Origin of the sequence: Tissierella praeacuta, from assembly GCF_040396155.1 — a bacterium.
GTDB lineage: Bacteria > Bacillota > Clostridia > Tissierellales > Tissierellaceae > Tissierella > Tissierella praeacuta_A.
This window is the reverse complement of sequence record NZ_JBEBOY010000067.1, coordinates 1-10,730: the sequence shown is the minus strand read 5'-3', so window position 1 is coordinate 10,730 and position 10,730 is coordinate 1. Positions and strand designations below refer to the sequence as shown.

9 protein-coding genes and 1 riboswitch are annotated in these 10,730 nt (G+C 30.5%); all 9 genes read left to right on the top strand.

The annotated features are described in order from the left end of the window. Nucleotides 1-129 precede the first annotated feature (129 nt). The 9 genes from ABWP20_RS17475 to ABWP20_RS17435 all read left to right on the top strand — a co-directional run bounded on the left by ABWP20_RS17475 (nucleotide 130) and on the right by ABWP20_RS17435 (nucleotide 10,550). Nucleotides 130-855, top strand: coding sequence for a hypothetical protein (locus ABWP20_RS17475; RefSeq protein ID WP_353097581.1), 726 nt, complete (start codon nucleotides 130-132; stop codon nucleotides 853-855). A gap of 112 nt (nucleotides 856-967) precedes the next feature. Continuing rightward, complete coding sequence (locus ABWP20_RS17470; protein ID WP_353097580.1) at nucleotides 968-1,789, top strand: hypothetical protein; 822 nt, start codon at nucleotides 968-970, stop codon at nucleotides 1,787-1,789. Between the two features lie 288 nt (nucleotides 1,790-2,077). Beyond that, a riboswitch (cobalamin riboswitch) is annotated at nucleotides 2,078-2,263 on the top strand. Nucleotides 2,264-2,389: 126 nt separating this feature from the next. Next, on the top strand, nucleotides 2,390-3,478 hold the full coding sequence (locus tag ABWP20_RS17465) for a FecCD family ABC transporter permease (protein ID WP_353097579.1): 1,089 nt from the start codon (nucleotides 2,390-2,392) through the stop codon (nucleotides 3,476-3,478). Further along, on the top strand, nucleotides 3,478-4,254 hold the full coding sequence (locus ABWP20_RS17460; RefSeq protein WP_353097577.1) for an ABC transporter ATP-binding protein: 777 nt from the start codon (nucleotides 3,478-3,480) through the stop codon (nucleotides 4,252-4,254). The genes ABWP20_RS17465 and ABWP20_RS17460 overlap by 1 nt, the downstream gene beginning before the upstream one ends. A gap of 512 nt (nucleotides 4,255-4,766) precedes the next feature. Next, nucleotides 4,767-6,107 carry a uracil-xanthine permease family protein gene (locus tag ABWP20_RS17455; RefSeq protein WP_353097576.1) on the top strand — a complete coding sequence of 447 codons (1,341 nt, stop codon included), beginning with the start codon at nucleotides 4,767-4,769 and terminating at the stop codon, nucleotides 6,105-6,107. A 76-nt stretch (nucleotides 6,108-6,183) separates the two neighbouring features. After that, nucleotides 6,184-6,984: a GntR family transcriptional regulator gene (locus ABWP20_RS17450; protein WP_353097574.1), complete on the top strand. Its 801-nt coding sequence runs from the start codon at nucleotides 6,184-6,186 to the stop codon at nucleotides 6,982-6,984. A 1-nt stretch (nucleotide 6,985) separates the two neighbouring features. Continuing rightward, on the top strand, nucleotides 6,986-7,780 hold the full coding sequence (locus ABWP20_RS17445) for an FAD binding domain-containing protein (RefSeq protein ID WP_353097573.1): 795 nt from the start codon (nucleotides 6,986-6,988) through the stop codon (nucleotides 7,778-7,780). Continuing rightward, nucleotides 7,777-8,229, top strand: a complete 453-nt coding sequence (locus ABWP20_RS17440) for a (2Fe-2S)-binding protein (RefSeq protein ID WP_353097572.1) — start codon at nucleotides 7,777-7,779, stop codon at nucleotides 8,227-8,229. The genes ABWP20_RS17445 and ABWP20_RS17440 overlap by 4 nt, the downstream gene beginning before the upstream one ends. Further along, on the top strand, nucleotides 8,226-10,550 hold the full coding sequence (locus ABWP20_RS17435) for a xanthine dehydrogenase family protein molybdopterin-binding subunit (RefSeq protein ID WP_353097570.1): 2,325 nt from the start codon (nucleotides 8,226-8,228) through the stop codon (nucleotides 10,548-10,550). Before ABWP20_RS17440 ends, ABWP20_RS17435 begins: the two co-directional genes overlap by 4 nt. Nucleotides 10,551-10,730: the final 180 nt, after the last annotated feature.

Sequence of the window (10,730 nt, the reverse complement as noted above, 5' to 3'; positions counted from 1 at the left end):
TGTCATAAATCGTCTTTGTGTTCAAATGTAAAATCTTTGTTGCAAACTATATATTTAAGATATTCAAAAAGATGGGATTAGAACTTATTAAACAAAAAGTTTCAAGATGAGAATAAAAAGGGGGAAAATATGTTGAAAAAACAGATGATATTAATATTAGTATGTATCATAATATTATCAGGGAATATTACTGTATTTGCAGATGCTATTAATAAAGAATCATTGGAAGATACTCATATATTAAGAGAACAAATATTTATTCCAGATGAATTGGAACAAGATATAATAGACCAAGATAATATAATGCCTATGTATGAAGATCCTGGAGTTGGTACCGTCAAAATATCAGATAAATTATATGGAGAATCTGGACGTTTCGATGGAGAGTTTAGAAAATTTACTGATTTTGAATCTTTTAAATATACAGCAATAACAATAGTTAAAAAAATTCCTCGTATAGGAACATACGTAGAATATGGGTTAGAGATTTATGATGCTTTAAAATCTGTTGCCTCAGATATGAAATATATAGATAAAAGTAAAAAAGTTGAAGTACAAACATGGTATTCATATAGAGATTTCTGTCATTGGCTACAGGTATGGGATTATGGAGAATGGCAAGATATAGGACAGAGTGAAAGTAGATTTTACTACAAACATTTATTTATGAGTTATTATAATGAAAGAACCTTAGAATATGTGGGGGAAGCATATAATTTTACTGAATACAATGATTGTGATCCAGCTGTAATATCGGAAGCTCCAAATTATATGGATTATAAAGAATTAAAAGAAATAGCCTATGATTATTGGAAATATAATAGAGGGAAATATTATGAAAGCTTTAAGGATTAAATTACTTTTTTAATTTAATTAATAGCTTATAAGAAATAAAATATATGCTAGTTGAATATTTACATCTAGCATATATTTTATATTAAATTATTTATATAGATGGGTGGTAATAATGATCGAACGGGAAATAGCAAGATGGGATATAATTCGTAAAAGAAGTATATTTAAATATACTATAACTAGAGCAATAATTTTTGGAGGAATTATAGATATTTTATTTAGAATGTTTTCTAAATCGTATTTTTTTCAATTTAAAAATATTATGAGATATATTTTCTTAGGTTTAGTTGTTTTTTTCATAAACTGGATTATAAATGAAAGGAAATATTTAAGGTATTATAGAGGAATTAAAGATGTGGAAGATATAAGATTAAATAATAAAAGAGAAATAGTATTTTTATCAGTTATACTGATTTTGATATTTTCAACTTTGACAGTAAATTATGTAAACAAAAGGAAAGAATTAGATAGTATAATGAGTGTAGATGAAGTAAAAGAATCAGTAAAACTAAATTTGTCTGAATTTGATTACAAAGATTATGTTACCATTGAAATGAAAGAAAGTGAACTGCTTTTTAATTCAACTACACCAGAAAAAGTAGTTGATAATGAATTTAACAATTTAAGGTATGTAACACGCATAAGAAATATATCAAAAGAAACAATTCAACTGTATTTTAAATTTCATATTCCACCAGAGCTTACAAATTCTGTAATATATGGAGATGTATATTTTGAAAACAATATAGAATTAAAGCCACAAGAAGCTATAAGAATGGGAGCAGGTATTCTTATGAAACATTACGATTTATTAGGCAATAAGGAAAAAGAATTATTTGAAGAATTTAAAGATATATTGTATCTAGAGTTAAATATCAATGATAAGAAAGCATACATGAAGGTTACTTCAGATTTAGATAGATGGACCGATTGATATACTTAGTTTGTGAAATATAATATGATATGAATTAATTGGAAATACTAAAAGGTATAAATTTTAATTTGTTTTTTATCTGGATTTACAATATAATTAAAAGTTATTATAATACATAGTGGATTAGAGCAAATAAGTATTTATCTACATTTAAATTAGTATTTTTTACTAGAAGTCATTTCTTGAATTTCAATATAAACAATATTTATAAGAAGTTTACTTCCTAAGGCTACTGATTTAGTTGTAAATTTGACATAAGCTGACACACATGATAATATGATAACTATAATTTAATACTCTAAAATAGGTTCTACAGATTATTTATCTATAGATTAAAAGGGAAGATGGGTATGAATCCCACACGGTCCCGCCGCTGTGATAGTGTAGTTTTTTCGATATGCCACTGGGAGACTGGGAAGGTCGAAAAAATGTTAGTGCTTAAGTCAGAATACCTACCTATTTTTCATTACTACGGCTTTACGGAAGATAAAGTGGGTAGGTTAAAATTATTTGTTTATAGAACAACCCAATTACTATCTAGTTAGAGGGTTGTTTTTTGAATTAGCAGGAGGAAAAAAGTATGGAAATGAGTAATTATATATGAAAAAAGATTTCGATAAAGAAATTAAACAAGGATTATTTAAAGGAGTTCCTGCTTATATAGGTGTATCTATTATACTTTTTATAGTGCTAATATTTTCTGTACTATTATCTATAACCATGGGTTCAGTTCATATTTCCATAAAAGATATATATAAGATTATAAATTTTAAGATATTCTCCATAGGAAACCAAAATGAACTTCCTAGTAATGCCATAATAGATATTATATGGTTTATAAGGCTTCCTAGAATTATATTAGCTGCCTGCACTGGTATGGGATTAGCTATATCTGGAATAGTAATGCAAGCTATAGTCAAAAATCCATTGGCAGACCCTTATATTTTAGGTATATCATCTGGTGGAGCCTTAGGTGCGACTCTAGCTATTATGTTAGGAATAGGGATTTCTCTAGGACCTAATTATGTTGGCATATGTGCTTTTATAGGTGCCTTTACCGTATCTATACTTGTAATGATTATGGCTAATGTCAATGGAAGGGCAAATTCCACAAAACTGTTATTATCTGGCATGTCACTTAATACATTATGTTCTGCTTTTTCTAGTTTTATAATATATTTTTCTAAAAATAAGGAAGGCATAAGAAGTATTAGCTATTGGTTAATGGGAAGTCTTGCAGGAGCTAAATGGGAAAATGTAAAATTTGTATTACCTATAGTTATACTTACTACTGTTTTTTTCATTACTCAATATAGAACATTAAATCTAATGCTTCTTGGAGATGAAGTTTCTATTACATTAGGAAAAGATCTGCATAAATATCGTCTTATATATTTACTTACTATATCTTTGATTATAGGACTAATAGTATATTCCTCAGGCATTATAGGGTTTGTAGGTCTTATTATTCCTCATATTGTTAGAATATTATTTGGTACAGATCATAAAAAAAATATTTTAATTACTGCATTAATAGGGTCAATATTTTTAATATGGGCTGATGTTTTGTCTAGAATAATAGTACCAGGCAGCGAGATACCAATAGGTATAATTATAGCTATGATAGGTGCTCCAACATTTATTTATTTAATTATTAATAAAACATATGGTTTTGGAGGTAAGGGATAATGAAACTTAACTCTAAAGGATTAGATGTATTTCTAGGGGGAAAACAAATATTAAAGGATTTAGATATGCATATTAATAATGAGGAATTTGTTGGGATAATTGGGCCTAATGGATGTGGTAAAAGTACTTTACTTAGAACCTTTTATCGTGTATTAAAACCTAAAAGAGGAGCTATACTAATAAATGATAAGAATATAGATGAATTTCCATTAAAGGAAACTGCAAGGGAAATCGCAGTGGTTTCCCAACACAATGACCAAGATTTTGATTTTTCAGTATTGGATATGGTTTTAATAGGCAGGTCCCCTCATAAAAAGTTTCTGGAAAGGGATAATAATGAGGACTATGAAATTGCCTTAGATTCTCTAAGAAAAGTAGGCATGGAGGATTTCATAAATAGAAATTACAATAGTTTGTCAGGTGGAGAAAAACAGAGAATAATTTTGGCAAGGGCATTAGTTCAAAGGACTAAATGCTTAATTCTAGATGAACCTACAAATCATTTAGATATAAAATATCAACTGCAATTTATGTCCATAGCAAAATCTCTTAATATTACAATTATATCTGCTATTCATGATTTAAATATAGCGGCTTTATATTGTGATAAGGTATATGCTATGAAAGAAGGAAGAATAGTTAGATATGGTACACCAAGGGAAGTTATAACGGAAGGATTAATAAAAGAATTGTATGATGTAGATTCAAGGATATTCATAGATGAGGAAACTAATATGATAAATATAATATACAAACCTTGGAAAATACGTCCCTAAGTCTTTGACTTAGGGATTTTTATTGTTTATGATAGAAGTAATGTATTATAAGCTCTACATAATTATAGATATTTTAATGGTTCTTTCCTGAATCACTTTAAATATTATTTTGGAAGAATTGTAAATTAAGTTATAAAATTAATTTGATGATATTAATTTAGTACAAGCTATAAATAAAAGTTTTAAAATCTCTAGGAAATAAGGGATTTAAGACTTTTTTATTTTGAAATCAAAAGTCTTTATATCTCATTTTGTATAAATTTTACAACTGAGATAGCAATGATTTACAATATGATTATATCAATATAATAAAAATTTATTTTTGTATAAATTTTATCAATTCTATATTGATATATTATTACTTTACCCCTATATTATTGAAAATTTGTAAGGTTTATACAATTAAAAATAAAGTGTTGTAATATAAACTATCTTTAAACTTATCTGATAAGTTGATAAACTTATATGTTGACAAGAGTATTATAAAAAATTAAGGGAATGGGGATGTGTTTATGATGAAAGAGAATTCAGCAGAAATGCCAAGTGCAATTTTTGAGATGGAAGGGATGCCAAGGATTAAGGAAGTCATACCTTTAGGATTTCAGCATGTTGTAGCTGCAATTGTAGGTGTAGTTACTCCAGCATTATTGGTAGCAAGTGTGACTGGTTTAGATTCATCCGATAGGACAATGTTAGTTCAGATTTCACTTATTATAACAGCTCTTGCAACTATGGTACAATTATTTCCAATAGGAGGTATAGGATCTGGACTGCCTGTGATTATTGGTACCAGCTTTGCTTATGTACCTACTATACTTGCAATAGGAGGACAGTTTGGTATAGCAGCAATCTTTGGTGCCCAGATAGCCGGGGGAATAGCTGCTTTTATAGTAGGAATATATATAAAGCAGCTTAGAAAGTTTTTTCCGCCTATAGTAACAGGAACTGTAATATTTACAATAGGGCTATCACTTTATCCTGTCGCAGTTAGATATATGGCTGGTGGTGCAGGAAGTCCTAATTTTGGTTCTCCAGAAAATTGGATGATTGCTATGATCACATTTGGAGTAGTTGTTTTTCTTACATATTTTACGAAAGGATTTACGAAATTAGCAGCCATATTAATAGGAATGATAGTGGGATATATTATGTCCTTCATGACTGGTATGATAACCTTTGATGCGGTTTCAGAATCAGGTTGGTTTAAGATAGTTGCTCCTATGCATTTTGGAATTGAATTTGAAATTAGTTCCATTATTTCTATGATTATAATATATATTGTAAATGCAGTTCAGGCAATAGGAGACTTATCATCTACAACTATTGGAGGGCTAGATAGAGAGCCAACTGATAAAGAGTTATCTGGCGGAATTAAAGCAAATGGTATAACTAGTGTTATAGGTGCCTTCTTTGGAGGGTTGCCTACAGCAACTTATAGCCAAAATGTCGGAATTGTAACTGTTAATCGTGTTGTAAATAAAATGGTATTTGTTTTTGCAGCAATTGTTTTCCTAATAGCAGGACTGATACCTAAGTTTGCATCTGTTCTTACAACTATACCTCAAGCAGTTATAGGAGGTGCTACAATTTCTGTATTTGCAATGATCACAATGACTGGAATAAAAATGATATCTTCTTCTGAATTGACTCCAAGGAATACAGCTGTAGTAGGATTGGCAGTTGCCTTAGGAGTAGGTGTTACATCTGTTCCTAGTGCCTTAGATGGATTTCCAGCATGGGTAGGGACTGTATTTGGAAGTTCTTCAGTTGTGATTTCAACACTAACAGCTATAATATTAAACTTGATATTGCCTAAAGACGAACTAGATTGTACTGCTCAACAAGAAAATTAAATTATATTGATATATTTATTATATTACCAATGTTAAAATAATATTGTTCAAAGTATTTATGGAAGGAAGAATAAGTATGAGTATTGGAGATATGAATAAAATCAACAAACAGACTGTAGCTCAACAGGCAATAGAATATCTTAGGGAATATATTTTAAATATGGAGAATGGAGATAATCAAAAGTTGCCTTCTGAAAATGATATAGCAAAGAACATGGGGATTTCAAGATTGACTATTAGGGAGGCCCTAAAGGTATTGGAAAATGAAGGGTTGATATATAAAAGTCAAGGAAGTAATACGATGATTACTACATTTGCAAGGAAGCTCTCTGAGAATATTGATTATACTGGAGAGCTAGGAAGTTTCTTAAAAGATTGCGGATATGATTTGGAAGTAGATGTACTTTCTCATAGATGGGATAGAGCTGATGAAAAAACTGCAAAGATTTTAAATGTACAAATTGGAGAAGAAATACTTATTGTAAGAAAAGTATTTTTTGCAGATGGAAAGCAGGCTGTATATTGTATAAATAGATTACCTAAGAAAATATTGAAAGAGTTGGAATTTTCTGAGGAACTTTTTGGACAGTCAATGTTTGATTTTATCGAAAAAAATACTAATTTTGAGTTTAGCCACGATCATATGGAATTAATTCCTGAATTAGTTACTAAGGAACTATCTGAAATATTGAATTTAGATATAAATTCTCCATTACTTAGAGCTGATGTAATTAAATATGCTATTGATGGAAAAGTGGTAATGTATAATTCAGAGTATTATGTAGACGAATTAATTAGATTTAATGCACTAAGAAGCAATTATGGTGCAAAACTGAGTAAACTTGGTTCTAGTATTAACAAGAGGAATGGTGATTAAAATGATAACATTTGGAGACTATATCTTACCTAAAGACGTAGATGAAGCATATTCCACATTGATTTCTAAGAAGTCTGCTAGATTAATTGGCGGAGGATGCTTTTTAAGAATGGGAAACAGGAGAATTGGTCTGGCTATAGATTTATCACAAGCCGGGATTAATTATATAAATGAGTTGGAGGAAGAAGTTGAAATTGGAGGAATGACTAGCTTAAGGGATTATGAAACTTCAGAGATACTAAAGGGTAATTTTGGAGATATAATCGAGGATTCTGTTAAGCATATAATTGGAGTTCAGCTTAGAAGTATAGCTACAATAGGTGCAACAGTTTATTCAAAATATGGATTTTCAGATCCTATTACGGCTTTATTAGCATTAAATGCAGATATTTATCTATATAAAGGAGGAAGAATATCCTTAGAGGAATATCTTAAAGAAGAAAATCGTAGAAAAGATATTTTGGAAAAAATAATCATTAAAAAAAATGTTGAAGTAGCTGCTTTTGAGACCCTAAGAAATTCAGCAGTTGATTATGCTATATTAAGTGTAGGTGCTAGCAGAATAAATGGAAAATATAGAATATCAATTGGAGCTAGGCCTAGAGTGGCAACATTAGCATATAGAGCTATGGAGTATATAAATAGTGTTGAAGTTAATGAAGATACAGCAACTAAGGCTGGAGAATTGGCTTCGGAGGAAATTCATTTTGGGACCAATAATAGAGGAACAGGTGAATATAGAAAAGAAACTTCTAAAATACTTGTTAAAAGGGCATTGTTGGGGGTGCAGAGATGATTGTAAATTTATATATAAACGGACATAAAAAATCTTTAGATGTTAAACCAGATGAATATCTTTCTGAATTGTTAAGACGTTATGGCTATCTTAGTGTAAAGAGAGCCTGTGATACAGGTTGTTGTGGTGTATGTAGTATATTAATAGATGGAAAACCAGTCTTATCTTGTTCATATTTCGCAGTTAGAGCCGAGAACAAACATATAACTACAATTGAAGGAATTTCCGATGAAGAGAAAAAGGTCGGAGAATTTTTAGTTGCTGAAGGAGCAGAGCAGTGCGGATATTGTAGTCCAGGACTTATTTTGACTGTTATTGCAATGAAAAAAGAACTTAAGAATCCTACTAAAAAGGATATATCTCAATATCTAACTGGAAATTTATGTAGATGTACAGGATATGTAGGGCAGCTTAGAGGGATTATGAAATATATGGGGGTGAAGGAATGAGTGGAAATGCCATAGGAAAGGGAATTTCAAAAGTAGATGGGATGGGATTAGTTACAGGTAAACCTGTATATACTGATGATCTTGCATTTAAGGACTGTCTTATAATTAAAATACTTAGGAGTCCCTATGCATTTGCTAGAATAAAAAGTATAAATACTGAAAATGCAAAGAAAATTCCAGGAGTTGAATGTATTTTTACTCATGAGGATGCGCCCAAGCATTTATTTACAAGAGCGGGGCAATCATATCCAGAGCCATCAACTTATGATAAATACATTTTAGATGAATATGTAAGATATATTGGAGATGAAGTTGCAATAATTGCTGCTGATACAGAAGAAACAGCTCTTAAGGCTATGAAGCTAATAAAGGTTCAATATGAAGTATACGAACCGGTTTTGGATATGATGAAAGCAGAAGAAAGTGAAAGCAAAATACATTTTAGAAATAGATGTTTTACAAATATGGATAATGGATTTAATCCAGAAAAAAATATTGCAGCAGTATATAATTTTGGAGTTGGTAATGTTGAGGAAACATTGAAAGAATGTGATGTAGTTGTAAGTGAGGAATATTCTACACAAGCTACAGCACATACTATGATGGAAACATATAGATCATATTCATATATGGATCAATATGGAACTCTTGTTGTAGTATCATCAACTCAAATTCCCTTCCATGTTAGAAGACATGTTGCTAAGTCTTTAGGAATTCCAGTAAATAAGGTAAGAGTCATTAAACCTAGAATCGGAGGAGGATTTGGTGGAAAGCAAAATGCTCAGACAGAATTTTATCCTGCATTAGTAACATATAAAACAGGTAAGCCATCAAAAATAATTTATAATAGGAGAGAGACCTTTGAATCTACCTCTTCAAGACATGCAATGAAAATAGGAGTGACTATTGGCTCTGATAAAGATGGGAATATTAAAGCCATAGATATGAAAGTCGTATCAGATACTGGAGCGTATGGAGAACATGGCAGTACTGTATTAGGTTCATCAGGATATAAAACTTTACCTTTATATAATAAAACGGATGCATCGAGGTTTACTGGAAAGGCAGTATATACCAATCATACACCAGGAGGTGCATTTAGAGGTTATGGTGTAACACAAGGTACATTTGCCCTAGAATCAGCAGTAAATGAGTTGGCTTATAAATTGAGTATGGATCCTTCTAAACTTAGGGAAAAAAATATGATAAAAAAAGGAGAAACCTCAGAGATATTTAATATAACTACTGTTGGAGCAGGAGAAGATCCTATTATTATGAATAGCTGTGAACTTGAATATTGTGTTAAAAGAGGAAAAGAACTCATAGATTGGGATAATAAATTTCCTAGAAGGGAAATGTCGCCTACAATAATAAGGGGAGTAGGAATGTCTATTTCTATGCAAGGTTCAGGAATTCCTGGAGTTGATACTGCTTCTGCTACTATAAAACTTGATGATGGAGGAAAATTTACTTTATTAACAGGCGCATCAGATATAGGTACTGGAAGTGATACTATTTTAAAACAAATAGCTGCAGAGGCTTTGGGAATATCTGTTGATAATATATCAGTATTTTCTGCAGATACTGAGCTTACTCCTTTTGATGTGGGAGCATATGCTTCGGGAACTACTTATTTTACTGGAAATGCAGTAAAAAATGCAGCTTTGAAAATCAGAACTATGATAGAGGAAGAAGCTGCTAGAATTTTGGAAATAGATTCATCAGAGATAGAATTTGATGGAGTTTATTTTAAGAATAAAGATGGAAGTAAGGAAATATCATTAAGGGATTTAAGTAATAAGTTGATATATAAAGCGCCTCATGTTCAATTAACTGCTACAGATTCCTTTGATACTACAGATGTGGCACCTCCTTTCTTATCAGGACTTGCTGAAGTAGAGGTTGATATTGAAACTGGAAAAGTAAATTTGATAAACTTTGTATCAGTTATAGACTGTGGAACTGTAATTAATCCTAAACTTGCTAGAATACAGGCAGAGGGAGGAATAGTACAAGGAATAGGAATGGCGTTATTTGAAGAAGTAAAGGAAACAAAATCAGGTAAGCTTATAACCAACAATTTAATGCAGTATAAGATACCATGTAGAATGGATATTAATAATATAATTGTGGATTTTGCAGATGGATATGATGCTACAGGTCCATTTGGAGCAAAGTCTATTGGAGAAGTTGTTACAAATTCAGCTTCTCCTGCCATTGCTGATGCTGTATTTAATGCAGTAGGAGTTAGAATAAGGGATTTACCTATAACGCCTGAAAAAGTAAAAATGGCATTAATGAAGAAAAAAGAAAGATCCTAGATTTAATTTGCCCTCCAAAAAATTTGACATATTAAACTAGACGACTAATAAGGATTGAGTTCTATATTAAATAGAACCCAGTCCTTTTAGTTTGATCTTAATCTTATATTTATTTATAATGTAATAATATATAAATTGCAATAAACTAATTACATGGTAAAACTAACCAGAAAAAATCTT

What these genes read in the sequence shown, in the direction of transcription:
- ABWP20_RS17440 (WP_353097572.1), top strand. Translation starts at nt 7,777, where the DNA reads ATGATTGTAAATTTATATATAAACGGACATAAAAAATCTTTAGATGTT.
- ABWP20_RS17465 (WP_353097579.1), top strand. Translation starts at nt 2,390, where the DNA reads ATGAAAAAAGATTTCGATAAAGAAATTAAACAAGGATTATTTAAAGGA.
- ABWP20_RS17475 (WP_353097581.1), top strand. Translation starts at nt 130, where the DNA reads ATGTTGAAAAAACAGATGATATTAATATTAGTATGTATCATAATATTA.
- ABWP20_RS17460 (WP_353097577.1), top strand. Translation starts at nt 3,478, where the DNA reads ATGAAACTTAACTCTAAAGGATTAGATGTATTTCTAGGGGGAAAACAA.
- ABWP20_RS17470 (WP_353097580.1), top strand. Translation starts at nt 968, where the DNA reads ATGATCGAACGGGAAATAGCAAGATGGGATATAATTCGTAAAAGAAGT.
- ABWP20_RS17435 (WP_353097570.1), top strand. Translation starts at nt 8,226, where the DNA reads ATGAGTGGAAATGCCATAGGAAAGGGAATTTCAAAAGTAGATGGGATG.
- ABWP20_RS17450 (WP_353097574.1), top strand. Translation starts at nt 6,184, where the DNA reads ATGAGTATTGGAGATATGAATAAAATCAACAAACAGACTGTAGCTCAA.
- ABWP20_RS17445 (WP_353097573.1), top strand. Translation starts at nt 6,986, where the DNA reads ATGATAACATTTGGAGACTATATCTTACCTAAAGACGTAGATGAAGCA.
- ABWP20_RS17455 (WP_353097576.1), top strand. Translation starts at nt 4,767, where the DNA reads ATGATGAAAGAGAATTCAGCAGAAATGCCAAGTGCAATTTTTGAGATG.